This window comes from Flexivirga sp. (assembly GCF_051955415.1).
Taxonomy (GTDB): domain Bacteria; phylum Actinomycetota; class Actinomycetes; order Actinomycetales; family Dermatophilaceae; genus Flexivirga.
Genome location: NZ_JBQCGS010000081.1, coordinates 1 through 25,344, shown reverse-complemented (window position 1 = coordinate 25,344; position 25,344 = coordinate 1). Strand labels below are relative to the sequence as shown.

The 25,344-nt window shown below is 68.3% G+C and carries 22 protein-coding genes and 1 tRNA gene; 10 read left to right on the top strand and 13 right to left on the bottom strand.

The genetic code is table 11. The features are described from left to right. Positions 1–122: 122 nt before the first annotated feature. Positions 123–1,301 carry a trans-sulfuration enzyme family protein gene (locus ACTHL4_RS13975; RefSeq protein WP_440283375.1) on the bottom strand — a complete coding sequence of 393 codons (1,179 nt, stop codon included), beginning with the start codon at positions 1,299–1,301 and terminating at the stop codon, positions 123–125. Positions 1,302–1,403: 102 nt separating this feature from the next. Between ACTHL4_RS13975 and ACTHL4_RS13970 the strand changes: the two genes are divergently transcribed. Continuing rightward, the gene (locus ACTHL4_RS13970; RefSeq protein ID WP_440283374.1) at positions 1,404–1,886 is read left to right on the top strand and encodes an Lrp/AsnC family transcriptional regulator; all 483 of its coding nucleotides are present in this window, start codon (positions 1,404–1,406) and stop codon (positions 1,884–1,886) included. A 113-nt stretch (positions 1,887–1,999) separates the two neighbouring features. Here ACTHL4_RS13970 and ACTHL4_RS13965 read toward each other — a convergent pair whose 3' ends face one another. Then, the gene (locus ACTHL4_RS13965; RefSeq protein WP_440283373.1) at positions 2,000–2,581 is read right to left on the bottom strand and encodes a helical backbone metal receptor; all 582 of its coding nucleotides are present in this window, start codon (positions 2,579–2,581) and stop codon (positions 2,000–2,002) included. Between the two features lie 64 nt (positions 2,582–2,645). On the opposite strand from ACTHL4_RS13965, the gene ACTHL4_RS13960 reads away from it, so the two are divergent. Continuing rightward, positions 2,646–4,352, top strand: coding sequence for an AMP-binding protein (locus tag ACTHL4_RS13960; protein ID WP_440283372.1), 1,707 nt, complete (start codon positions 2,646–2,648; stop codon positions 4,350–4,352). Here ACTHL4_RS13960 and purU read toward each other — a convergent pair. From purU to glyA, 7 genes are all read right to left on the bottom strand, one after another. Further along, the gene (purU, locus tag ACTHL4_RS13955) at positions 4,349–5,221 is read right to left on the bottom strand and encodes a formyltetrahydrofolate deformylase (protein ID WP_440283371.1); all 873 of its coding nucleotides are present in this window, start codon (positions 5,219–5,221) and stop codon (positions 4,349–4,351) included. The two genes, ACTHL4_RS13960 and purU, sit on opposite strands and share 4 nt — an antisense overlap. 77 nt (positions 5,222–5,298) lie before the next feature. Continuing rightward, a complete protein-coding gene (locus ACTHL4_RS13950; RefSeq protein ID WP_440283370.1) occupies positions 5,299–6,690 on the bottom strand; it encodes an L-serine ammonia-lyase in 1,392 nt (463 codons plus the stop codon). Then, positions 6,690–7,298, bottom strand: a complete 609-nt coding sequence (locus ACTHL4_RS13945) for a sarcosine oxidase subunit gamma (RefSeq protein ID WP_440283369.1) — start codon at positions 7,296–7,298, stop codon at positions 6,690–6,692. Before ACTHL4_RS13945 ends, ACTHL4_RS13950 begins: the two co-directional genes overlap by 1 nt. Beyond that, positions 7,291–10,197 carry a 2Fe-2S iron-sulfur cluster-binding protein gene (locus ACTHL4_RS13940; protein WP_440283368.1) on the bottom strand — a complete coding sequence of 969 codons (2,907 nt, stop codon included), beginning with the start codon at positions 10,195–10,197 and terminating at the stop codon, positions 7,291–7,293. The genes ACTHL4_RS13945 and ACTHL4_RS13940 overlap by 8 nt, the downstream gene beginning before the upstream one ends. Next, positions 10,194–10,490 carry a sarcosine oxidase subunit delta gene (locus ACTHL4_RS13935; RefSeq protein WP_440283367.1) on the bottom strand — a complete coding sequence of 99 codons (297 nt, stop codon included), beginning with the start codon at positions 10,488–10,490 and terminating at the stop codon, positions 10,194–10,196. The genes ACTHL4_RS13940 and ACTHL4_RS13935 overlap by 4 nt, the downstream gene beginning before the upstream one ends. Before the next feature lie 21 nt (positions 10,491–10,511). Then, complete coding sequence (locus ACTHL4_RS13930) at positions 10,512–11,744, bottom strand: sarcosine oxidase subunit beta family protein (RefSeq protein WP_440283366.1); 1,233 nt, start codon at positions 11,742–11,744, stop codon at positions 10,512–10,514. Beyond that, the gene (glyA, locus tag ACTHL4_RS13925) at positions 11,745–13,025 is read right to left on the bottom strand and encodes a serine hydroxymethyltransferase (RefSeq protein WP_440283412.1); all 1,281 of its coding nucleotides are present in this window, start codon (positions 13,023–13,025) and stop codon (positions 11,745–11,747) included. Between the two features lie 144 nt (positions 13,026–13,169). Here glyA and ACTHL4_RS13920 point away from each other — a divergent pair, with 144 nt between their 5' ends. The 7 genes from ACTHL4_RS13920 (at position 13,170) to ACTHL4_RS13890 (ending at position 19,918) form a co-directional block, all read left to right on the top strand. After that, complete coding sequence (locus tag ACTHL4_RS13920; RefSeq protein ID WP_440283411.1) at positions 13,170–13,829, top strand: GntR family transcriptional regulator; 660 nt, start codon at positions 13,170–13,172, stop codon at positions 13,827–13,829. A 373-nt stretch (positions 13,830–14,202) separates the two neighbouring features. Next, entirely contained in the window at positions 14,203–15,747 is a 1,545-nt protein-coding gene (locus ACTHL4_RS13915) for a purine-cytosine permease family protein (RefSeq protein ID WP_440283365.1), read from the top strand. Next, positions 15,744–16,703, top strand: coding sequence for a polysaccharide deacetylase family protein (locus ACTHL4_RS13910; RefSeq protein ID WP_440283364.1), 960 nt, complete (start codon positions 15,744–15,746; stop codon positions 16,701–16,703). The genes ACTHL4_RS13915 and ACTHL4_RS13910 overlap by 4 nt, the downstream gene beginning before the upstream one ends. Continuing rightward, complete coding sequence (locus ACTHL4_RS13905) at positions 16,700–17,953, top strand: M24 family metallopeptidase (RefSeq protein WP_440283363.1); 1,254 nt, start codon at positions 16,700–16,702, stop codon at positions 17,951–17,953. Before ACTHL4_RS13910 ends, ACTHL4_RS13905 begins: the two co-directional genes overlap by 4 nt. 127 nt (positions 17,954–18,080) lie before the next feature. Further along, positions 18,081–18,563, top strand: coding sequence for a nucleoside deaminase (locus tag ACTHL4_RS13900; protein WP_440283362.1), 483 nt, complete (start codon positions 18,081–18,083; stop codon positions 18,561–18,563). 38 nt (positions 18,564–18,601) lie between these two features. Next, positions 18,602–19,393, top strand: coding sequence for an IclR family transcriptional regulator (locus ACTHL4_RS13895; RefSeq protein ID WP_440283361.1), 792 nt, complete (start codon positions 18,602–18,604; stop codon positions 19,391–19,393). Positions 19,394–19,714: 321 nt separating this feature from the next. Then, on the top strand, positions 19,715–19,918 hold the full coding sequence (locus tag ACTHL4_RS13890; RefSeq protein ID WP_440283360.1) for a cold-shock protein: 204 nt from the start codon (positions 19,715–19,717) through the stop codon (positions 19,916–19,918). Between the two features lie 438 nt (positions 19,919–20,356). Here the strand turns inward: ACTHL4_RS13890 and ACTHL4_RS13885 are convergent, their stop codons facing one another. Both ACTHL4_RS13885 and ACTHL4_RS13880 read right to left on the bottom strand, forming a co-directional pair. Then, positions 20,357–22,267, bottom strand: a complete 1,911-nt coding sequence (locus ACTHL4_RS13885) for a penicillin-binding transpeptidase domain-containing protein (protein WP_440283359.1) — start codon at positions 22,265–22,267, stop codon at positions 20,357–20,359. Positions 22,268–22,340: 73 nt separating this feature from the next. Then, a complete protein-coding gene (locus ACTHL4_RS13880; RefSeq protein ID WP_440283358.1) occupies positions 22,341–23,975 on the bottom strand; it encodes an LCP family protein in 1,635 nt (544 codons plus the stop codon). A gap of 204 nt (positions 23,976–24,179) precedes the next feature. Between ACTHL4_RS13880 and ACTHL4_RS13875 the strand changes: the two genes are divergently transcribed. Next, positions 24,180–24,270, top strand: a tRNA-Ser gene (locus ACTHL4_RS13875). Between the two features lie 63 nt (positions 24,271–24,333). On the opposite strand, the gene ACTHL4_RS13870 is transcribed toward ACTHL4_RS13875, so the two are convergent. Then, positions 24,334–24,762: a GtrA family protein gene (locus ACTHL4_RS13870; RefSeq protein ID WP_440283357.1), complete on the bottom strand. Its 429-nt coding sequence runs from the start codon at positions 24,760–24,762 to the stop codon at positions 24,334–24,336. Continuing rightward, the coding region (locus tag ACTHL4_RS13865; RefSeq protein WP_440283356.1) for a sensor histidine kinase at positions 24,759–25,344 on the bottom strand (586 nt) is incomplete at its 5' end. The genes ACTHL4_RS13865 and ACTHL4_RS13870, both read right to left, overlap by 4 nt.

Below are 25,344 nucleotides of genomic sequence, written 5' to 3'. Positions count from 1 at the left end.
GGACACAATCGACACCGAGCGGACACGAAATACGGCCCTGAGTGGGCCGTATTTTGTGTCCGCTCGGTTGTTTTGTGTCCGCTCGGTCAGTGGGTGCCGAGGCGGGTTTTGGGTCCGCTCGGTCAGGGGGTGGCGAGGGCTTGCTCGAGGTCGGCGCGCAGGTCTTCGACGTCCTCCAGCCCGATCGACAGGCGTACGACACCGGCGTCCGGGCGGGCGTCGGGCGGGACCGGACGGTGGGTCAGCGACGCCGGGTGCGAGATCAGCGAGGTGACCCCGCCGAGGGACACGGCGTGCTCGAAGAGCCGGACCGATCCGACCAGCTGGGCCGCGGCGGCATACCCACCGGCGAGGCGCAGTGCGAACATCGCACCCGGACCGCGCAGCTGACGGCCGACCAGGCCGCGTGGGTCGCACTCCGGCAGGCCGGGGTAGAGCACCTGCTCGATGGCCGGGTGGTCGCTCGCCCAGCTGACCAGCTTGTCGGCGGAGGCCTGGCCGGCGCGCACCCGCAGCGGCAGGGTCGCCAGGCCGCGGTGCAGCAGATAGCCGCCCAGCGGGTGCAGCAAGCTTCCGGTGATCGCGCGTACCCGACGCAACGCCTGGGCCCACCCGGTGCTCGTCGCCACCACGCCGGCGATCGCATCACCATGGCCACCGATGAATTTCGTCGCGCTGTGCAGCACCAGCGCTGCACCGAACTGTGCCGGGTTCTGCAGGACCGGGGTCGCGAAGGTGTTGTCGACCACGACGGGTGCCGTGCCGGCGGCCGCGGTGATCGCCGCGATGTCGACCAGTTGCAGCGTCGGGTTGGCCGGGGTCTCGACCACCACCAGGCAGGTGTCCGGACGGATCGCGTCGGCGACCTCTTCCGGTGTGCAGTACGTGGTGTCGATGTCCAGCAGCGGTGAGCCGAGCAGGTGATCCGTGCCGCCGTACAGCGGGCGTACGGCGACGACGTGCCGCCCCTGGTGCTCGCTCTTGGCCGTCAGTATGACGGCGGTCATCGCCGCCATGCCGGAGGAGAAGGCGACCGTTTCGTCCGTGCCCTCCAACGCCGCCAGGCCCTCCTCGAAGCGGGCGACGGTCGGGTTCCACAGCCGCGCGTAGACGTTGCCGCCTTCCGGCACCGGCCGGCCGCCGGCGGCCATCGTCTCGTAGGACAGGCCGCTGGCATCGAGATCGGGCACCGGGTTGGTCGTCGACAGGTCGATCGGTGGAACATGCACGCCGTCTGCGGCCAGACCGGCGCGGCCGGCGTGCGTGGCGATCGAATCGAACTGCAGGGGCGGTGTCGTCATACCCCGGACCGTAGGAGGGATCCGCGCAAATTCCGCCTCCCGATGCAGATCCTGCGCCAGAATGCGTCAGATGGGACGGAATCCGATGACAGGACCGCCGCGATGACCGCGCCGTCGAAGAATCCTCCGCCGGGGCTGGACGGTGTCGACCTGGCCATCCTGGCCGAGCTCGCCGGCAACGCGCGCATCACCGGCGCGGCGCTCGCCAAGCGCGCCGGCATCGCGGAGTCGACGTGTGCCAAGCGGGTTCAGCTGTTGCGCGAGCGGGGAGTCATCACGGGGTTCACCACCCAGATGGATCTGGCCGCGCTCGGTCACCCCATCCAGGCCGTCATCGCGGTGCGGCTGACCAGCCACAACCGCGACCACGTGCTGCGGTTCCACGACACGCTCACCGCCATACCGGGTGTGCTGACGGTGTTCCACGTCGCCGGCGAGAACGACTACCTGCTGCACGTCGCGGTGCGAGGGCCGGAGCAGTTGCGCGACCTGGTGCTCGAGCACATCAACGTGCACCCGGGTGTGCGGCACACCGAGACGCAACTGGTGTTCAGTGTGATGCCCGGTGCTGGAGTCTTTGCTTAGCAGAGCTGCCGCCGAGCCTCGATGAGGGAGGGGCCGTACCAGGTGATGAGGCGGCCGCTGACCAGTCGTGTAGGGGTGCGGAACACCACGGGCCCGTCGTCCGCGGTGAACACCTACGGCTCGTCCGGCAGGAGTATGACGTCCGCCCCGGCGGCGTCGATGTCCGCGACCTCGGTGCGCGGGTACCGACCGGCGGCATCGGCATACACATTGTCGAAACCCGCGCGCCGCAACAGATCCCCGGTGAAGGTGCGCGCGCCGACCACCATCCACGGGTCGCGCCAGATCGGCACGGCGACCCGTGCGCGGACCGGTGGCAGGTCGCCGGACCACAGTCGCCGTGCCTCGTGCAGCCATGGCGGGCGTGGCCAGTGCAGCACGTCGTCATACAACTCGTCATACGCCGCGAACGCCTCCGGTACGGTTTCGATCTGGCTCACCCAGACGGTGACGCCGGAGTCCCGTAGCCGCCGCACGTCCAGCTCGCGGTTCTCCTCCTTGTTCGCGACCACGACGTCCGGCCGCAACGACCGGATGGTGTCCAGGTGCGGGTTCTTCGTCCCGCGGACACGGGTGACATCCAGGTCGGCCGGATGGGTGCACCAGTCCGTCGCACCGACCAGCGACTCCGGCCGGGAAGCGGCCAGCGCCTCGGTGATCGACGGCACCAGCGACACGACACGACGAGCAGACATCGGCACGATCCTTTCATCGCAGGAGTCGTCGCCCGGGAACCGACCCCGGTGCCATGATGACGACATGGACTCGACGGCGACCACGGCATACCGTGCGGCACGGGACTTCCTGCTGCAGCACCACGACGACTACGTGGAGGCAACCCGCGGCTTCCGGTGGCCGGAGCTGGGCGACCAGTTCTGTTGGGCAGTCGACTGGTTCGACGCCATCGCGGTCGACAACGACCGGCCGGCGCTGGTCATCACCGAGCAGGACGGCTCACGCACGAGCCGCAGCTTCCAGGAGATGTCCCGGCGTTCGGATCAGGTCGCGACCTGGCTGCGCACGCTCGGGGTCGGCAAGGGCGACTCGGTCATCATCATGCTGAACAACCAGGTCGAGCTGTGGGAGACGATGCTCGGCGTGATGAAGCTGGGTGCCGTGGTCGTGCCCACCACGACGGCGGCCGGACCCGCCGACCTGACCGACCGGGTCGAACGGACGGCGGCTCGCGGGGTCGTGTGCAATCCCGTCGACACCGCCAAGTTCGACGAGGTGCCGGGGGACTATCTGCGGATCAGCGTCGGCGAGGCGGATGGTTGGCGCGACTTCGCCGGGGCGTTCACCGCCGAGTGGCAACCGGCCCCGCATCCCGGCACCGCCCCGCAGGACCGGCTGCTGCTCTACTTCACCTCCGGCACGACATCCAAGCCGAAGCTCGTGGAGCACACCCAGGTTTCCTACCCGGTCGGGCACCTGTCGACGATGTACTGGATCGGTCTGCGCCCCGGCGACATACACCTGAACGTCTCGTCACCCGGCTGGGCCAAGCACGCCTGGTCCAACTTCTTCGCGCCGTGGATCGGCGAGGCCACGATCTTCCTCTACAACTACACGCGTTTCGACGCTGCCGCGATGCTGGATCAGCTGCGCACCGAGGGCGTCACCAGCTTCTGCGCACCGCCGACCGTATGGCGCATGCTGATCAACACCGAACTGGGCGCGAAGCCGGACGCACTGCGCGAAGTCGTCGGCGCCGGAGAACCGTTGAACCCGGAGGTGATCCGGCAGATCGAGCGATCCTGGGGCCTGACCATCCGGGACGGTTACGGGCAGACCGAGACCAGTGTGCAGATCGCGAACACGCCTGGTTCGCAGGTGAAGCCGGGCTCGATTGGCCGCCCGTTGCCCGGTGTCCCGTCCGGCCTGGCCGACCCGGTCACCGGCGAGCTGTTGCCGGCCGAGGCCGACGAAGGCGAGATCTGTCTCGACCTCGGCCGGCGTCCCGTCGGCCTGATGACCGGGTATGTCGCAGATCCCGAGCGTAACGACGCCGTCATGGCGCACGGCGTCTACCACACCGGCGACGTCGCCTCCCGCGACAGCGACGGTTACTACACCTACATCGGCCGCACCGACGACGTGTTCAAGGCGTCCGACTACAAGATCAGCCCGTTCGAGCTGGAGTCGGTGCTCATCGAGCACCCGGCCGTGGCGGAGGCCGCGATCGTGCCCGCGCCGGACCCGGTGCGACTGGCCGTGCCGAAGGCCTACATCGCGCTCGCGCCCGGCCACGAGCCCACGGAGCAGACGGCGTTCGAGATCCTCCAGTACGCGAGGGAGCACCTGGCGCCATACCAACGGGTGCGGCGGGTGGAGTTCTACGAGCTGCCGAAGACGATCTCGGGCAAGATCCGCCGGGTCGAACTGCGCGGCCGCGAGGAGCAGATCGCCGGCGAGCGTCCGGTGCCCGAATGGCGCGACGACGACTTCCCGGAGTTGAAGGGCTAGCGCAGCACGACGGTGCGTAGTCCCTGCACGAACACCCGGCCCTCGCAGTGCCAACGCACCGCGTTGGACAGTGCTTTGCACTCGGTGTCCCTGCCCGCGGCGACCAGGTCGGCCGGCGTGTAGGCGTGGTCGACCTCCTGCACCTGCTGGGAGATGATCGGGCCCTCGTCGAGGTCGCCGGTGACGTAATGCGCAGTCGCGCCAACGGTTTTCACGCCTCGCTCGTACGCCTGGTGGTACGGCTTGGCGCCCTTGAAACTCGGCAGGAACGAGTGATGGATGTTGATCGCCCGGCCACTCAACGTGCGTGCGAGGTCGTCGGACAGGATCTGCATGTAACGCGCGAGCACGACCAGGTCCACGTCCAGCTCGTCGACCAGCTGCAGCAGGCGAGCCTCCGCCTCCGGCTTGGTGTCGCGGGTCACCGGCACGTGGTGGAAGGGCACACGATGCCAGCGCACGAGGTCCTCGTGGTCGGGGTGGTTGGAGACGACCGCGACGATCTCGATCGGCAGGTCGTCGACGTGCGCCCGGAAGAGCAGGTCGTTGAGGCAGTGCGCGAATTTGGACACCATGACCAGCACCCGCTGCTTGTCACCGGCCCGGCGCAGTCCCGCGGTGAGCTGCCACTCCTGCCGCAGGCCGTCCAGTGAGCGTTCCAGCGCCTCGATGCCGGGGTCCGCGTCGTCGGGCACCACGAAGTCGACCCGGCACACGTAGCGACCGGCCAACTGGTCGTCGAACTGCTTGATCTCCCGGATGTCGGCCCGGTGGTCGACGAGGAAACCGGTGACCGCGTGCAGCAGCCCCGGGCGTTCGGCACCGTCGAGGGTCAGCACGTAGCGGTGTGCACCGTTGTCTGGGCTCATGCCGAATCTCCTTGTCCTGCGAGCACTGTCCGTACGAGAAATATCCCTGCGAGCAACGTCCCTGCGCGCAGCTTCACTCAGCACTCAACCACGTTGACCGCCAGCCCTCCGCGGCTGGTCTCCTTGTACTTGCTCTTCATGTCCCGGCCCGTCTGCCGCATGGTCCGTATGGCGGCATCCAAGCCCACCCGGTGGTCCCCGTCGCCCTGCATCGCCAGCCGGGCGGCGTTGATCGCCTTCACCGAGGCGATGGCATTGCGCTCGATGCACGGCACCTGCACCAGGCCACCGACCGGGTCGCAGGTGAGCCCGAGATTGTGCTCGATGCCGATCTCTGCGGCGTTCTCCACCTGAACCGGCGCACCGCCGAGAACGGCGCACAATCCGGCCGCGGCCATCGAGCAGGCGGACCCCACCTCGCCCTGGCAGCCGACCTCCGCCCCGGAGATCGAGGCGCCCTCCTTGAAGAGGATGCCGATGGCCGCGGCCGTGAGCAGGAAGTCGACGACGGCTGCCTCGTCGGCGCCGTCGACGAACCGGGTGAAATAGTGCAGCACCGCGGGCACGATGCCCGCGGCACCGTTGGTCGGTGCCGTGACCACGCGGCCACCGGAGGCATTCTCCTCGTTGACCGCCAGCGCGTAGAGGTTCACCCACTCCATCGCCCACAACGGATCGCTCATCGTGCCGGTGCGGGCACGCTCGGCCGCCTCGTGAGCGCGCAGTTTCCGGCGCAGTTCCGGCGCCCGGCGCCGCACCTGCAGCCGACCGGGCAGGAACTTCTCGTCCCGGGTGCAGCCGTTCTCCACGCACTCCTGCATCACCGCCCAGATGCGTAGCAGCTGCGCGCGCGTCTCCGCCTCGGGCCGGAATGCCGCCTCGTTGGCAAGCATCACCTCGGCGATCGAGCCGCCGGTGCGTGTGCATTGCGCGAGCAGCTCCTCGGCGGTGGCGAAGGGATGTGGCACCGCCACCTCGTCCGCGCCGAGCCGTTCGCCGTCGTCCTTGTCGACGACGAAACCGCCTCCGACCGAATAGCTCTCGGTCTCGGCCAGCGCAGCGCCCGAGGCGTCATACGCGATGAAGCGCAGGCCGTTCGGATGGCGGGGGAGCGGCTTGCGGTGGAACTCCACGTTCACGTCGGGGTCGAACTCGATCGGGTGCGCGCCGTCGAGCATCAGCCGCCTTCGGTCGCAGATCTCGTCGAACTGCTCGAACGCCGCTGTCACATCGATGGTCTCGGGGTCAGCACCGGTCAGCCCGAGCACCACGGCCCGGTCGGTGCCGTGCCCGACACCGGTGGCGGCCAGCGAACCGTGCAGCTGCACCGTCACCCGCTGCACCTGCCGGAGCGAGGACTGCCGTCGCAGCCCGGCGACGAACCGGGCTGCGGCACGCATCGGGCCGACCGTGTGGGACGACGACGGCCCGATGCCGATGGAGAACAGGTCGAGTGCCGAGAGCGCCATCAGTGGTACTCGCGCATGCCGTCCAGCAGCCACCGCGCGGTGTATGACGCGAACGACGATCGGGGCATGATCCGCCAGACGTCGGCAGCGACCCGCCACAGGATGACGTTCACCGTCCCGAGCAGAGTGACCAGCGCGGATCCGGCCGGGAAGGTGATCGGGTCCAGGTCCAGCCGGCAGGATTTGTCGAGCACCTGCTGCGCGCGAGCCCCGCGCAGTTCCAGCGTTGTGCGGTTGGCCGACAGGTCGACCACCTGACCGGGCAACGCGCCGAGTGCGGCACTCAACCGGTCCACGATGCGGGCCGGATCCTCACCGCCGTTGGCCTCGTCCGGTGCCACGAGTAGGAATTCGTCCGGGCCCAGCCACAGCAGTTGGCGGTCGCCGCCGAGTTCGGTGACGTCACCGACACCGTGCGGCAGCGGTCCGGCCAGGACCGCCTCCAGGGCCGCAGCCGAGGCGCTGCCCGGTTCGGCGCGCAACCCGACCTGGGCCAGGAACGGGATCTCGCGGAGGGCGACCTGTGGACTGCTGCCCGCGGCCAGTTCCTTCGCCATCCGCTGCAGGGGACTACGGCGGCGCTCCAACACTGCACTGCGCTCAACCATCGCGACGTGCTCCTTCCTTGTCGTAGACGACTGCTTCGGCGATCTGCACCGGGTGGAACCTGCCCTCGAACGAGGCCATCACCTGCTCACCGATCCGCGATCGGCCGTCCCGCACCAACGCCAACGCGAAGGTGCGATCCAGCGCCTCACTGCGGTAGCTGGAGGTGACATGGCCGATCATGGGGATCGGTTCGGCCGCGAAGCCGTCGATCGGCTCGGCTGGCGCGTCGGCCTCCGTCACCAGCTGGCTGCCCTCGGGCAGCCGTAGCTCACGGTCCAGCGGCAGCACGCTGACCAGCTGCTTGCGGCCCGCCTCGACGTGGCCGGCACGCGCGTAGGACCGCATCCCGATGAAGTCCTTCTTCTTCTTGGCCACCACCCAGTCCATCCCGAGATCCTGGGGCGTGACCGTCCCGTCGGTGTCCTGCCCCACGATGGGGAAGGCCTTCTCCGCGCGCAGCACGTGCATCGTCTCGGTGCCGTACGGCGTGATGCCGAACGGCGCACCGGCGTGCGTGATGTCGTCCCACACCGCCTCGCCGTACCAGCCACTGACGTTCACCTCGAAGGCCAGTTCGCCGGAGAACGTCACGCGGGCGATCCGAGCGGGTATGCCGCTGGCCAGCACCGTGTCGTGGAAGGCCATGAACTCGAAGCCCTCCTTCGAGACGTCCAGGTCCGGCGCGATCGCGTGGATGACGTCCCGCGAGCGCGGACCGGCCACGACCGTGGTGGACCACTGCTCGGTCACCGAGGTGCAGCAGACGTCCAGTTCGGGCCATTCAGTCTGGTGCCACTCCTCGAGCCAGTCGAGCACCCCGGCCGCCCCGCCGGTGGTGGTGGTCATCAGGTAGCGGTCCTCCGCCAACCGGAACGAGACCCCGTCGTCGAACACCATGCCGTCCGGCCGGCACATCACGCCGTACCGCTGCTTGCCGACCGGGAGCTTGGCGAACGCGTTGGTGTAGATGCGGTTGAGGAAGGTCGGCGCATCCGTGCCGCGGATCTCGATCTTGCCCAGCGTCGATCCGTCCATGTAGGCGACACCGGTTCGCGCTGCACGGCATTCACGGGCCACGGCCGCGTCCATGTCCTCACCCTCCTGCGGGTAGAACCACGGACGCTTCCACTGGCCGACATCCTCGAACCGGGCTCCGCGGGCGACGTGCCGGGCCTGTGCCGGGGTCACCCGGGCCGGGTCGTAGAGCTCGCCACGGGCCCGCCCGGCCAGCGCCGCGAAGGCGACCGGAGTGAACGGCGCGCGGAAGGTCGTCGTGCCGATCGCGCCCGGCGAGGGTGCCGGGATGGCTGTGCCGCTGATGCCTTCGGCGCTGTCTTGTCCAGGCTGCCCGGCGGGCACGGACGCCATGTCGTGCTCGCCGAGCAACTGGCTGAGCAGGCCGATGGTCAGCACTCCGCCGATCTTGCCCTGGTCCAGGCCGGTGCTGATCGAGGTGTAGCGCTTCACGTGCTCGACCGAACGCATCCCGGCGTGCACCGCGCGGACCACTCCGGCCGCCGTCTCGTCCCGCTGCAGGTCGACGAAGTGGTTGTCGAATTCGCCGGTGGGAGAAGCGATCACCCACAACGCGTCGGTGCTTCCGGAGCGGCTGCGGCGATCCTCGATGGTGGTCGGCACGGCGTTGCCGGCACCGGCGGCGTGGCCCTCGGCGACCGCGCCGTCGGTCCAGTACGTGCCGGTCACCGATCCGGCCAGCTCCTGGTCACGCACGGTGCCGGACGGCACGAAGCCGAGCAGTGCGTCGTCCCAGTGCAGCGCACCTTGACGCTGCGAATGCAGGTTGACGTTGGCCGACCATCCGCCGGACACGGCGAGCAGGTCGCACGGAAGCTGTTCGGTCTGCTGCGGATCGACGCCGGCAGGCGCGATCCGGACACCGACGAGTTCATCGGAGCCGACGGCTTCGACCACGACGCTGCCGTGGCGGACGTCGACGGCTGCCGGGTCGGCGACACCGGCCGCCCGCCGGCTGTCGACCAGAGTGACCGTCGCACCTGCCGCGGTTAGGTCAGCCGCCACCTCGTATGCCGAGTCGTTGGTGGTGAAGACGACGATCCGGTCGCCGGCCAGGACGCCGTAGCGCCCGAGGTAGTTCTGCGCCGCAGACGCGAGCATGACACCCGGGAGATCGTTGCCCGCGAACACCAGGGTGCGCTCGAAGGCGCCGGTGGCCAGCACGACCCGGCCGGCATTGACGTGCCACACCCGCTGCCGGGAGACACCGTCCTGTCGAGGGGCGTCCACGCGCTTCTCCAGGGCGATCAGGTAGTTGCTGTCGTAGCTGCCGAAAACGCTGGTGCGGGTGAGGATCCGGCAGTTGTCCGACCGCTCCAGCTCGTCCTGCACGTCGGTGATCCAGGCACCGGCGGGCACGCCTTCGACGATCTCGTGCGGGCGGCCGAGCAGGCTGCCGCCGAGCGCGAAGTCCTGCTCGAAGAGGGTGACGCGCACGCCGGTCGCGGCGGCCGCGCGGGCCGCTGCCAATCCTGCCGGTCCGGCGCCGATCACGGCGACGTCGGTGTGCACGTGCATGTGGTCGTACTCGGCCGGATCGACGGACTGGTCGAGGGTGCCGATGCCGTCCTCCCAGCTCAGCTGCAGTCCTTCGGTCAGCTCGGTGGTGGTGGCCGGCTGCATCGATTCGCCGTACTCGCCGCCGATGCGCACGAAGGCGTTCGGTTCCTCGACACCGCTGGTCAGGACACCTCGCGGCCGACCGCGATAGATCGAATCGCCCACCCGGACAGCGCCGTTGGCCAGCGCAGCCGATGCGACGGTGTCACCGGCGAAGCCTTCCAACGGGCGGCCGTCGATCGTGAAGCGGCGTGTGGCGGCGCGGTCGACGACGCCGCCGGCCTCGAGACGGTGTGCGCTCATGAGCGGGCTCCTTGCGTGCTGGTCGCGTCGGCGGGCGCGGCGCCGAGGTAGGTGGCGGTGATGTCGTAGGTGCGGGTGTCACGGACGGCGTTGAACCACTTGCGGCAGCCGGCGCTGTGCACCCACCGCTCGCGGAACGCACCCTTGGGGTTGTCCCGGTAGAAGAGGTATTGCGCCCACTGCTCGTCGGTCAGCGCGTGCGGGTCCTCCGGGTAGGGGATGTGCGCCTGTCCGCCGTAGCCGAACTCGCCCTCCGGGCGGACGCCGCAATGGGGGCATTCGATCATCAACATCTGAAGGTGTCCTCTCGGTGGTCAGTGGGCGACGGCGGCCGCGCCGTGCTCGTCGATCAGCTCGCCGGTGACGAAGCGCTCGAGCGAGTAGGGACGGTTGAGCTCGTGTGGCTGGTTGTGGGCGATGGTGTGCGCGAAGGCGAAACCTGCGCCAGGCACGGCCTTGAAACCGCCGGTGCCCCAACCGCAATCGACATACATGCCCTCGACGGGCGTGAGCCCCATGATCGGCGACGCATCCAGCGTGACGTCGACGATGCCGCCCCAAGTGCGCAGCAGGTGCGCTCGGGAGAAGGCCGGGAAGAGTTCGACCGCCGCCGACATCTGATGCTCGATGACGTGGAACGACCCGCGTTGGCCGTAGCCGTTGTAGGAATCGACGCCGGCGCCCATCACCAGCTCGCCCTTGTGCGCCTGCGAGACGTAGACGTGCACGTGGTTGGACATCACCACGGTCGGGTGGATCATCTCGTGCAACTCGGAGACCAGGGCCTGCAAGGGGTGCGACTGGATCGGCACCCGGAAGCCGGCCAGTTCGGTCAGCGTGGAGGTGTGGCCGGCGGCGGCCAGGGCGACGCGTCCGGCCTTGATGTTGCCCCGGCTGGTCCGCACGCCGACGACGCGATCACCGTCCATGTCGAAGCCGGTCACCTCACAGTTCTGGATCAGATCGACACCGAGTTCGCTGGCGCGCCGGGCGTAACCCCAGGCGACCCAGTCGTGCTTGGCGATGCCGGCACGCGGCTGATAGGTCGCCCCCATCACCGGGTAGCGGATGTCCTGACCGATGTTGATGATCGGGCAGATCTCCTTGACCTGCTCCGGGGTGACGAACTCCGCGTCCACCCCGTTGAGCCGGTTCGCCTCCACCCGGCGCACCGAGTCGCGCACGTCCTGCAGCGTGTGGGCGAGGTTCAGCACGCCGCGTTGGGAGAAGAAGATGTCGTAGCCGAGCTCGTCCTCCAGCCCCTCCCAGAGCTTGAGCGACTTCTCGTAGATCGCGGCCGACTCGTCCCACAGGTAGTTGCTGCGGATGATGGTGGTGTTCCGAGCCATGTTGCCGCCGGCAAGCCAACCACGTTCCAGCACGGCCACATTGGTGATGCCGTGCACCTTGGCGAGGTAGTAGGCGGTCGCCAGCCCGTGCCCGCCGCCGCCGACGATGACGACGTCGTAGGAGTCACGGGGGTCCGGGTTGCGCCACAGGAAGGACGGATGCGGCGGCAGTGCGCGCTGGTCTGATGAGGTGGTCATTCAGCCCTCCAGGTCGGGGTAGAGCGGGAAGCGAGCGGTGAGCGCGGCGACGCGCGAGCGCAGGTCGTCCGCGACGGCGTCGATGTCGTCGGCGATGAGGGTGGCGGCGATGATGTCGGCGACCTCGGTGAACTCTGCGTCGCCGAAACCGCGGGTCGCCAGCGCCGGGGTGCCGATGCGCAGCCCGGAGGTGACCATCGGAGGTCGAGGATCGTCGGGAACGGCGTTGCGGTTGACGGTGATCCCGATGCTGTGCAGCCGGTCCTCTGCCTGCTTGCCGTCCAGCTCCGCATCGCGCAGGTCCACCAGCACGAGGTGCACGTCGGTCCCGCCGGAGAGCACGCGTATGCCGCGCTGCGCAGCGTCCTGCTGCAGGAGTCGCTCGGCGAGCAGTCGAGCACCGGACAGGGTGCGGCGTTGCCGGTCGGCGAAGTCCGCCGAGGCGGCCGCACGGAAGGCGACGGCCTTGGCCGCGATCACATGCTCCAGCGGGCCGCCCTGCATGCCCGGGAAGACGGCGGAGTTGATCTTCTTGGCGAGCGCTGCGTCGTTGGTCAGGACGATCCCACCGCGCGGGCCGCCGAGGGTCTTGTGCGTGGTGCTGGTGGTGACGTCGGCGAAGGGCACCGGGTTGGGGTGCAGGCCGGCGGCGACCAGACCGGCGAAGTGCGCCATGTCGACCATCAACAGCGCGCCGACCTCGTCGGCGATCGCGCGGAAGGCCGCGAAGTCGAGGGTCCTGGGGTATGCCGACCAGCCGGCGACGATCAGCTTCGGCCGGTGCTCGCGCGCCAGCCGCGCGACCTCGTCCATGTCGATCCGGCCGTCCTCGCCGACGTGGTAGGCGGCGACGTCGAACATCTTGCCGCTGTAGTTGATCCGCATGCCGTGCGTGAGGTGGCCGCCGTGCGCCAGGTCGAGGCCGAGGATGGTGTCACCCGGCTGCAGCAGTGCGAAGTAGACCGCGGTGTTGGCCTGGGCCCCCGAGTGTGGCTGGACGTTGGCGTATGCCGCACCGAACAGGGCCTTGACCCGGTCGATCGCCAGACTCTCGATCACGTCCACGTGCTCGCAGCCGCCGTAGTACCGCCGGCCGGGATAGCCCTCGGCGGACTTGTTGGTCAGCACGCTGCCCTGCGCCTGCAGCGCGGCGACCGGCGCGAAGTTCTCCGACGCGATCATCTCCAGCGTGTCCTGCTGGCGGTGCAGTTCCTGCGCGATGGCGGCAGCGACCTCCGGATCTGCCTGTGCCAACGGCGAGTTGAAGCCGCCTTGCGCCATACCGGGTTCTGCTGCGTCCGGCAGGACGGTGCTTGCTGTGGTCACGACGCTTCCTTCCGCGAGTGAAATCGACAACTGATATATCAGTTGTCGGGTAAGCTAGGCCCGCACTCCTCACCTGTCAACCCCTGGAGGTGCGTCATGATGCGGACCGTGCCCAACCACACGCGGACCAACGGATCGTTGACCGAGGCTGCCTACCGGGCGCTCAAGGAGCGCCTGGTGTTGCTCGACATCGAGCCGGGGGATCCGCTGAGCGAACACGCGCTGGCCGCGGAGCTGGCGGTCGGTCGCACGCCGTTGCGCGAGGCGCTCAAGCGCCTGGAGTCCGACCACCTGGTCGTGACCTATCCCCGGCGGGGCACCTTCGCCACCCCGGTCGACATCACGGCCCTGTCGGAGATCTCCGAGATTCGCCGGGTGCTCGAGCCGCTGGCCGCCGGGCTGGGCGCGGTGCGCGCCGACGCCGTGAACCGCCGCGAGCTGGAGGAGCTGCGCGACGGGCTGCGCTCGTTGTCGTCGGAGACGTCGCCACGCGACCACATGGAGTGGGACCTGCAGGTCCACCGCGCGATCTACCGGGCGACCCACAACGCCCACTTGGAGACCGCGCTGGTGCGCTACGGCAACCTCGCCACCCGCATCTGGTCGGTCGCGGCGCCGAGACTGACCGACGTGGGTGCGCACATCGTCGAGCACATCGAACTGCTCGAGGCGGTGCGCGACGGCGGCAAGGAGCACGCCGAACGCCTGATGCTGGAGCACATGGAAGCGTTCGAAGTCAGGATCCGCACCGTCCTGTAGGGGTTCCTCTCGCGCTCCGGCGCTCCCGCCAGCAGCGAGAGGTGAGTAGTTGTCGCCTGCGCTCCTCCGGAACAACTACTAGCCACCTTTCGACGCCGGTCGCCGAAAGCTACTGCCGGGTAGCTCTTGACGGTGTCGTGGATCACATCTAGTTTCGGTGCAACCAAGTTGCGTTCAACGCAACAAGGGCGTTCTCGAGGGAAACGCCTCGGTCGGCAATAGCTCTCCGCGGCACCTGAACTCATCCACGCAGCACGAGGCGGACGGGCCGACCGGACCGGATCTCCCGATCCTGGCCACGACGCCGTCTCGGCGGCTACAGCGGACCGCTGGGTCCCGACACCCGGAATCCCTTCCCCCAGAAAGAACCGGAATGCAAACCACTGATGCATCAGCCGACGAAGGCCGGACGGCCGACGTCGAGGACGTGTTGCAGCCGATCCCCGAGTCGAAGCGGACGACCAAGGTCTCCGGTCAGTTCTGGATCTGGCTCGGCGCCAACGTCGCGCCGATCAACTGGATCCTCGGCGCCCTCGGCGTCCAACTCGGGCTGAGCCTGCGCGACACCATGATCGTGCTCGTCGTCGGCAACCTCATCGGCATGTTCGGCTTCGGCTTCTTCGTGCTGCTCGGGCAACGCTCCGGAGCCACCGGAATGTTGCTGTCCCGCGGCGCTTTCGGCCGCAAGGGCGCCTACCTGCCGGCCGCCATACAGGCGATCGTCGCCATCGGCTGGGCCGCCGTGAACACCTGGATCATCCTCGACCTGGTGATGAGTCTCTTCGGCCTGCTCGGCTGGGTGGACCCGCACGCGCACAACTATGGCGCGCGCATCGCCGTCGCGGCATTGATCATGGTCGTGCAGGTCACCATCTGCTTCCTTGGTTACCGCGCCATCGCCGCCTTCGAACGTTGGTCGATGCCACCCACCATGATCGTGCTGACCATCATGACGATCCTGGCCTGGACCAAGGTCGACGTGAACTGGGGCTACCAGGGCGCGGGCCTGCACGGAACCGCGCGCTTCGCGACGATGACCGCGATCATGACCGCCATCGGCATCGGCTGGGGTATCGGATGGTTCACCTACGCACCCGACTACTCCCGGTTCGTCAGTCGCACCGTCCCGCGCCGCCGGCTCTACCTGGCCAGCGTCTCGGGCCAGATCATCCCGGTGATCTGGCTGGGCGCGCTCGGTGCGTCACTGGCCACCACGAACCCCAAGGCCGACCCCGGCCAGTTGATCGCCGGCAGCTTCGGCACCATGGCGATCCCGATCATCCTGTTGGTGATCCACGGGCCGATCGCGACGAACATCATCAACATGTACACCTTCAGCGTCGCCAGCCAGGCCCTCGACATCAAGATCTCCCGGCGCAACCTGTCGCTGCTGGTCGGCGGGCTGTCGATGTGCGCCGTGATCGGCTTCATGTTCGCCGGGGACTTCGCCACCGTGGTCGACACCTGGCTGGTCGCGATCGCCGGCTGGGTCGCCACCTGGGGCGGCATCATGGCGGTGCACTACTTCATCTTCGAGCGCAAGCACCGCAACTACGACTACCTCTTCCGCGACCCCAAGGACACCCACCTCAAGGCGGTCAACAAGTACGCGATCATCGCCTTCTTCTGCGGGCTGTTCATGACCTGGATGTTCATGTATGGCGGCATCCCCGCCCTGCAGGGACCGGCAGCCCGCGCCCTCGGGGGCGCCGACTTCTCCTGGCTGGCCGGCACCGTCACCTCCGGCAGCATCTACTTCCTCACCGGCTACCGACGGTTCAAGAGCCGGATCCACGACGGCATCCCGCTCGGGATCCGCGGTGACATCGAGGACCACCAGGCGGTCGCAGAGCTGCAGTCCTGTGAGCAGGATGCTCTGGTCCGCGATCGGGCCGAGGAGGAGGGGGTTCCGGCGTGAGCGAACTCTTCCACCCGCCATCGGGCTTCCCGTGGCCCGAAGGCAAGAAGTTCGCCGCATCGCTGACCTTCGACGTCGACGCGGAAGCCGGTGCGCTGGCCTTCGATGCGACCTTCCACCGGCGTATGTCGCTGATGAGCCACCAGAGTTACGGGCCCACCGTGGCGGTTCCGAAGCTGCTGGCGATGCTCGAGCACCACGACATACGGGCGACGTTCTTCGTGCCCGGCTACACGGCCGACCTCTACCCGGACATGGTCAAGCAGATCGCCGACGGCGGCCACGAGATCGCGCACCACGGCTGGATGCACGAGAAGACCACCGCGCTGACCGACGCGCAGGAGGCCGAGATGCTCGACCGGGGGCTGGAGAGCCTGGACCGCGTCGGCGTCCGTCCGGTCGGCTACCGCGCGCCCTGGTGGGAGTACAACTACCGCACGACGGATCTGCTGCTGGAGCGCGGGTTCGCCTACGACTCCAGCCTGTTGGACGGTGACGTGCCCTATCGGTTCACGTCCGCCGATGGCGTCGAGCGCGATCTCGTGGAGATCCCGGTCGACTGGGCCCTGGACGACTGGGAGCAGTTCGCCTTCTACCCGGAGTGGACCGGAAGCGGACTCATCGAGTCGCCACGCAAGGCGCTGGAGATGTGGTCCGACGAGGCGACAGTGGCGGCCACGGCCGGCAACTGCTTCGTGCTGACCAACCACCCGTTCATCTCCGGGCGACCGACCAGGCTCAGTGCGCTGTCCGAACTGGTCGAGCACATCACGTCGCTCGATGGCGTGTGGTTCGCAACCCTCCAGCAGATCGCTCAGCACACCGCAAACACCTTGTCCGACATACGAATCCATCGCCGGATCGCTGATCCCGGCCCCCAGCCCGGCCAGAGCGGTGACGGACACCCGCTGGGCCACCTGCACGACAACCTCTCGACAGAAGGAGACCTCTCATGACCACCACCGCTTCCCCCGCCACCAGCGTCGCCGACCTCGAGCGCCTCAAGGTGCTGCACAATGGGTCGAAGGTGCCGCTGACCTTCAGCGACGCAGAGCTCGAGCGCCGCATCGACGGTCTGCGGTCCATCATGTCCGACCTGCAGCTCGACGCGGTCGTGCTGACGTCATACCACTCGATCAAGTACTACAGCGACTTCCTGTTCACCTACTTCGGCCGCTCCTACGCCATGGTGGTGACGGCCGACGACACCGTGACGATCACCGCCAACATCGACGCCGGTATGCCGTGGCGTCGCTCGTACGGCGAGAACATCGTCTACACCGACTGGAACCGCGACAACTACTACTACGCCATCCAGCAGGCCCTCAAGCAGCGTGGCGTGACGGCCAAGCGCGTCGGCGTCGAGGACGACCAGCTGCCGCTGATGCTGCGGCAGCGACTGGCCGCCGCGCTCGACGGCGCGCAGCTGATCGACGTGTCGCAGGCGGCGATGCGGCAGCGGATGATCAAGTCCCCGGAGGAGATCGAGGTCATCAAGCACGGTGCGCGCATCGGCGATCTCGGTGGTGAGGCCATCCGGCAGGCGATCAAGGTCGGCGTCAGTGAATACGAGGTGGCGCTGGCCGGCACCGAAGCCATGGTGCACGAGATCGCAAAGACATTCCCCAACAGCGAGATTCGCGACACCTGGGTGTGGTTCCAGTCCGGCATCAACACCGACGGCGCACACAACTGGTCGACCACCCGCAAGCTGCAGGACGGCGACATCCTGTCGCTCAACTGCTTCCCGATGACGTCCGGCTACTACACGGCGCTGGAGCGCACCCTCTTCCTCGGTGAGCCGGACGCCAGGTCGCTCGAGCTGTGGAACATCAACGTGGAGGTGCACCGGGCCGGCCTGGAGCTGATCAAGCCCGGCGCGGTCTGTAAGGACATCGCGGCGGAGCTCAACGAGATCTACGTCGGCTACGGTCTGCTGCCCAACCGCACCTTCGGCTACGGCCACTCCTTCGGTGTGCTGTCGCACTACTACGGTCGCGAGGCGGGCCTGGAGTTGCGCGAGGACATCGACACCGTGCTCGAGCCGGGCATGGTCGTGTCGATGGAGCCGATGATCACCGTGCCGGAGGGCGAGCCCGGAGCGGGCGGCTACCGCGAGCACGACATCCTTGTCGTCGGCGACGACGGCGCCGAGAACATCACCAAGTTCCCGTTCGGTCCGGAGCAGAACATCATCAGCGCCTGACGACACCCCGGACACCGGGGGACGCGCTGGTTCGGCGGAGCCGGCTCGTCCCCCGGTCGCTGCGTTCGCACGTCGTATGGCGGAGGATGCGCCACCATCGCGGGTGGCACGGAGGAGGATGACAACCATGCACCTGAACGCACTGCGCGAACGCTTCTCACGATCGGCGTTCGAGGCCGCCGTCGAGGCGGCCGAAGCGTCGCTCGCCGACGGTGGCGTGCCGATCGGGTCGGCGCTGGAGCGCGGCGGAGCACTGCTGGCCAGCGGCCACAACCAGCGGGTGCAACACGGTGACCCGACCGCGCACGGAGAGATCGACTGCCTGCGCCGGGCCGGTCGCATCGGCTCGTATGCCGGCACGATCCTGCACACCACTCTCGCGCCGTGCGCGATGTGCTCCGGCGCAATCGTGCAGTTCGGGATCACCGACGTCGTCGTGGGTGAGAACCGCACGTTCGCAGGAGAACTCGAGTGGTTGCGCAGCCGAGGGGTCACCGTCCTGGTGCTCGACGACGACCGGTGCGCCGGGCTGATGGCACAGTTCCAGCAGCGCTTCCCGCGGGTGTGGGCCGAGGACATCGGCACCCTGCCGGTCGACGATGCGAAGTAGCATCCGAGGAGACCCGCAGCGTAAGCGACCGGGAGGGGATGAGCGAGCCGATGGCCGAGCAGGTCGCCAGGACACCGCGTGTCACGTCACCCGTGGCCACTGCGATGGCCGTGCTGCGCTGCTTCAGCCCCGACCGTCCGGTGCTCGGCGTCGTCGAGATCGCCGAGCAGATCGGGCTGCACAAGTCGTCCGTCTCCCGGATGATGACCACCCTCGAGGCGGAGGACCTGGTCGAGCAGGACCCGCTGTCCAAGAAGTTCCGGCTCGGCCTCGGTCTGCTCAGTGTCGCGGGCGCGCTGCTGGCCGACCTCGACGTACGTCGTGCCGCGCTGCCGGTGCTGACGGCGTTGACCGAGCGCACCGGCGAGACCAGTTCGCTGGTGATCTGGGACGCGTCCGCGGCGGTCATCGTCGAGCAGGTGCCTTCCGCGAACCCGATCAAGCACGCTACCGAGCTGGGCACGCGTTACAGCCGGATCGAGGATGCATCGGTCCGGGTGCGCCTGGCAGCGCTGACGGACGACGAACGCGAGGAGTCCTTCGCCGCCGCGTCGATCAGCGCGGCGGCATACCGGCGACTGGCCGCGAAGGACAGCGTGCACGGCACAGCTGGCATCGCGGTGAACGACGGCGACACGACGCCGGACGAGGTGGGGGTGGCAGCCGCGGTGCACGACCACCGGGGGCGGCTGATCGCCGCGATCCTGCTTGCCGCGCCGCGCTACCGGGTTGGCCCGGAGCGACTTTCGCAGCTGTGCGATGACTGCCGGCTGGCGGCGGCCGACCTCACCCGCGCCCTGGGCGGCACTCCGGGGCAACGCAGCGCGTAGTCGTCCCTCCGGGCGTTCGAGCACGAGCGTGGAGTGACCACGACGGCGGGCCCCCGACGGGTCCGCGCGCCCGGGCGGCGAACACCCCGCCCAGTCGGTGAGATCGGTCAACTGCTGGACACCGTGCGGCCACCCTCACCGTGCTACCGTCAAGGCTCGACTGCAGTTGCAGTTCCTCGTGGTGCGGCGCCCGACTCACTGGTTGGGCGCCGAGTTTGTGAGCGGACGGTTCACTCCATTGGGGGGATGCCTCGGCGGTCAGGTGGCCACGTAAGGTGCGCGGTCATGCGAAGAAGAACAATAGATTGAGAGTTACCCCCAATGGCACAGGGAACCGTCAAGTGGTTCAACGCTGAAAAGGGCTTTGGTTTCATCGCTCAGGATGGCGGCGGTCCGGACGTTTTCGTCCACTTCACCGCGATCCAGTCTCAGGGTTACCGCAGCCTCGAAGAGGCACAGCGCGTCGAGTTCGAGATCACCCAGGGTGACAAGGGCCCGCAGGCGGCCAACGTCGTTCCGGTCTGATCGACCTCTCGAAGTAGCACCCCAGATTTAGCAACACCCATGGTCGGGCACTGGTCCGGCCAGCAGGACGCCCCGGCAGCGCAGCAGCGTTGCCGGGGCGTTCTGTGTGCGCGTCGGGCGGGGCCGGGACCCGGTCGTATGTCGACCCTGGGGAGACTTTGGTACGCCGGCAGGCCCGGCACCCGGTCCAATCTCGACCCTGGGGAGACTTTGGTACGCCGGCAGACCCGGCACCCGGTCCAATCTCGACCCTGGGGAGACTTTGGTACGCCGCCGGGGCTGGGACCCGGTCGAATGTCGACCCTGGTGAGACTTTGGTACGTGGTCGGGCTGGGACCCGGTCGTATGTCGACCCTGGGGAGACTTTGGTACGCCGCCGGGGCCGGGACCCGGTCGTATGTCGACCCTGGGGAGACTTTGGTACGCCGCCGGCGCCGCTCAGCTGTTGGCCAGGGTGGTGAGGAATTCCGCGGCAACCGGCGCGGCGGTGTCGCCGCCGCTCTTGCCCTTCGGGATGTCCTCGACCAGCACACAGAATGCCGTGTTGCCCTGCCAGCCGGTCAACCAGCCGTTGACCCCGGTCTTGCCGCCCTCGGCCCACTCCGATGTGCCGGTCTTGGCGTAGACGGGTCCGCCCGGCACGGACTTGACGGCCTTCGCCGTGCCTTGAGTGACGGTCAACCGCATGAGCTTCTGCAGCTCCTGCACGGCGCTCTGGTCCAGCGAGGTGGCCTTGTGCGAGCCGCCCGGAGCCGGTGTGGTGACCAGTGACGGCGGGATCGTCGAACCGCGCGCGACCGACCCGGACATGACCGCGATGGCGAGCGGCGAACCTTGCACCCGGCCCTGACCGAAGACCGAAACCGCTTTGTCCGTGGGCCCGTTCGCGGTCGGGACATTGCCGTCGAAGACGCCGTTGACGCCGACGCCCTTGGCCCACCCGGAGCCGAAGCCGAGCGCGTGCGCCGCCTGCTGGAGCTCGGTGTCGCTGAAGTCGGACGCCGCCTTGACGAAGGCGGTGTTGCACGACTTGGCGAAGTCCTCGCTGAACTTCGGGCTACCGGCGGTCTCGCCCTCGAAGTTGCCGATGCGATAACCGTTGACGGTCACCGACTTGGGACAGGGCACCACCGTGTCGGGATTGAAGCCGTGTGTCAGCAGCGCGTAGGTGGTGGCGATCTTCATCTGCGAGCCCGGTGCGTAGCGGCCGGTCAGCGCGCGGTCGATCCCGTATGTCGGCGAGTTGGCCACGGCACTGACTCCGCCGGTCTTGACGTTGATCGCCACGATCGCTGCGGGTTTGCCCTTCTGCGACTCCAGCGCCTTCTCGGCGGCATTCTGGACACGCGGGTCCAGCGTGACTGTGAGGTTCTTGCCATTCACGGCCTTGCTGCCGAAGAGCACCTCGGAGGTGTCCGAGCGCGGTGTGATGGTGAAGCCAGGAGTGGCGCTGAGCCTGTCGTCATACTGCGCCTGCAGTCCGGACAGTCCGGCGATGTCGCCCGCGTGGTAGCGGTTGGGATGCTTCTTGATCATCTCCGCGGTGACCGGTCCGACACTGCCGAGCAGCGGCTGGCCGAAGGTGCGCGTCTCGGCGAGTGGCTGCTTGCGGCTCTGGACCACCACGCCGGCCAAGCCCTCGACGCCGTTCTGGTAGATGATGTAGTCATCCTGCCGGTAGGTGATCACCGGGATCAGCGCCTGTGAGTGCGCCTTCTGCGCCGTGTGCAGCTTGTCGACCAGACCGGTGATGTTGAGGACGTTCTGCAACTGGCCGATCGACGCGTCGGTGCCCTTGGTCGGGTCGATCGAGATGTCGTAGACGGTTCGGTTGATCATGATCGCGCTGCCGTCGGTGCTGCGGATCTCGCCGCGGAGTCCGTGGTCCTGGTGCACCACGAACGCGTCGGACGCCTGCAGCTTCGGGTGCCACAACGACGTGGAGTTGTCGACCTTGACACCCCAGGTCTGTCCGCGCTTGGCCAGCTCGATCGGGTCGTTCCAGCTGAAGGTGCGCTTGTCGCTGAGCGTCCACGCCACGTGCAGGGTCGCGGTGGCCGTGTCGCCGTCGCGGTTGAACTTCGTCACGTCGACCTTGATCGGGCCGTCGCCCAGCGCAGCGGTCGCCGTTGCGAAATTGGCGGCCGCGCCCTGGCTGGTGGTGCCGATGTATGACGCCGCGCCGAGCTCCCGCGTGGACCAGTCGTGCGCGAACTGTGTCGCAGCGGCCCTGGCCGCAGCGTCCTGCTTGTGCACACTGTCGGCCTGCTGCCAATACATGTAGCCACCAACCCCGCCGGCGATGACCAGGGCTCCGGCAGTGACTCCCAGCACAGTGCGCGAACTCATGACTGCATCCAACCCCATCGGTCCGTCACGACCGGGCGGTGGGCACGACTCACAGCTGACCGGCAGCGCACGATCAGCAGGAGTCGGCCGTGTCGCTGATGGCGTTCTGGGTCGTGCTGCTGGAGCTGCTGGACGGCGTCGTCGAGGACGAGCTGGTGCTGCTACTGCCGCTCTTCTTCGGGGTCGACGCCTTCTTGCTGTGCTTGGCGGTGATCGCCTTCTGCACCAGCGCGTGGATCTTGGCGTAGTCGGGGTTGCTGTTGCTGACCGGGTTGGAGATGTCGACCGAGCGCATGTTGCCACTCTTCATCCGCTCGGCGAGCGTAGCGAAGGCCGGCAGGTCGTCCTGGCTGATGTCCAGACGGATGTTCTTGGCGGCGACCTGCATGATCGAGGGGAACTTCTGCACCATCTGGAACGGGTTGACCTGGGAGATGAGGCTGTTGATCATGCAGCGCTGACGGCGCATCCGCTGGTCGTCACCGCTCGCGACGCGGCTGCGGGAGTACCACAGTGCTTCGCGTCCGTTGAGCTTCTGGTAGCCCGGCTTGATGTAGCCGGTGATCGAGCCGGGCTGGACCTGGCCGTTGATGATCCGGCCACCGATCGGTATGCCGAGCTGCGGGTTGGTCTGCCCCGGGTCCGGTTTGACGTTGACCCAGACACCGCCCATGGCGTCGACCAGCTGCTCGAAGCCCTGCAGGTCGACGGTGGCGGTGTAGTCGATCTCCAAGCCGGTGATGCCGGTGACGGCGTCCTTGGTGGCGGTCAGGCCGGGCTGCGGGTCGTCCTTGGGGAAGAGGTCCCGGTGATCGTCGCCCGCCTGCCAGATGCTCTCCATCAGACCGGCGGCCGGGTCGGTCTGACCCGGCAGCTTGACGAAACCGTTCGGGTAGATCTTGTGCAGCGGGTCGCTGGCCGGGATCGGCGCGTGGCCCATGTTGCGCGGCACGCTCACCAGGACGGTGTCACCGGTCTTGGTGTCCACGCTCGCCACGATCAGGGAGTCCGGGCGTTGCTTGATGCGGTCGGCGCCGGCGTCGGATCCGAACAGCAGGATGTTGACCCGCGGCACGTCGGCCCACGGGTCGCTGCCGCCGCCGGGGGTCGCCGCGTCGGTGTTGGTGGTGTAGCGCTCGTGGAAGATGTTGTTGAAGGCGTTGCGGGTGATCCAGACGTCATGTGCGGCATACGCGGCCGGTGCCGCGACGACCAAGCACATGAGTGTGGCGAAGACACGGTGCATCCACCGGGTCTGCTCCGGCCAGCGCCGTCCGGTCGTGGTCATGGCGGTCAGCACGATGCCGGCGATCCAGAGCAGGCCGCCGCCGATCGTGCAGACGAGCAGCAGCACCAGGCCCTTCTTGGTGAGCAGCTGCGCGGTGCCGTGGATGAGGCCGCCGCTGGAGACGATGATGCCCAGGCAGATCGCGCCGATGACGGTGATGCCGACCATCGCCAGGCCGACCATCTTGCGGCGCGTCCACAGCAGGCCGAGACCGGGCAGCAGCACCGACAGCGCAGTAAGGCCGAGCGCGCGCCGGACGTCCCGCACCCGTGCGGTGCGCATGTCGGCCCGCGAGCCGACGGGCGGGCGGGCCGCAGCCTGACGCCGGACGAGTTCCTGCCGGGTGGCGATGATGGTCTCGTCCGGGTCATGCTCCGGTATGTGACGTCGTCCCCCGACGTCCCCGACGTTCCCCGTCATTCGCCTGCCTTCATCATGGTCCGTTACCGTTCTGTGATCATGTGATGAACGAGTCTGACCGACAGATCGTGCCGATCACAAATCGGCGCCCCGTCACAGTAGACGCCGAACCTTTGTCTCCGGTTGTCCGAAGCGGCGACCCGTTTTGAACTCGGGCCCGTCTCTTGGGTAGCCTTGCCACGCTTCACCGCACGGTGCAGCACTGGAGGCGTCGCCTAGTCTGGTCTATGGCGCCCGCCTGCTAAGCGGGTTTGGGGATAAAACCCCATCGAGGGTTCAAATCCCTCCGCCTCCGCACACTGGAACCCCCGGGAGCTTGCGACCGGGGGTTTTCCGTGTGCCGGACCGGTGCGTGCACTCACCCTCGCACCGTCGTCGGCCGGGGCGCGAACCATCGACGCAGCATCACGAAGCGGATGACCGTGGCGACCACGTTGCCGGCCAGCTGCACCGCCGACTGCGCGGTGTGCGAGGCGTGCGGTTGGGTCCGCAGCAGCAGGAAGAGCGCGAGCGCGGTGGCCGCCCACATGACCAACCACAGCACCAGGCCCTGCATCTGTGCTCTGCCCGCGCCGTCGCGGGAACGCACGCCGAAGGTGAAGCGCCGGTTGGCGGCGGTGTTGCCGATCGTGGTGACGACGAGCGCCAGCGCGTTGGCGAGCTGCGCGTGCATGGTGAGGTTGAGCAGGTAGAAGAGCACCACGTTGGCGACGGTGCTGACGATCCCGATCACGGCGAAACTGCTCAGCTGGTGTTTCAGCCGGGTATGGCGCGGCGCCGTCGTCATACCGGCACCCGCGGGTCGTGCGGTGCGGTGGGGGCCGGTGCCTTGGCCGGCGGGGTCGGCTGCCGGCGCGGCAGCCAGATGGAGAAGACCGTCTCGCCGGGACGTGAGGTGACGTCGACGGTGCCGTGGTGCGCGGCGACCACCGCGGACACGATCGACAGGCCGAGCCCGGTCGAACCCTCGGTCCGGGTGCGGGCAGCGTCCCCGCGGGTGAAGCGCTCGAAGATGTGCGGCACGAGTGCGGCAGGTATGCCGGGGCCGTTGTCACGGACCTGCAGGAGCGCGCCGTCGCCCTGTGGCCGGACTGCGGCGACCACCTCGGTGCCGTCGGGGGTGTGCTTGCGCGCGTTGCCCAGCAGGTTGATCAGGATCTGCCGGATGCGCGCCTCGTCGGCCTCGATCTCGATGCCTTCCTCGGGCAGGTCGAGCGACCAGCGGTGGTCGAGCCCGGCGGCGCGGGCGTGGCGGATAGGCGCGATTGCGTTCAGCGGCCGCTCCACCGGGTAGCAGTTCAGCGGGCGGGCGGCGGGGGCCCGGGCCCGCAGCAGCCGGTCCGCCCCCCCCCTGGTCATACGGGGCGCC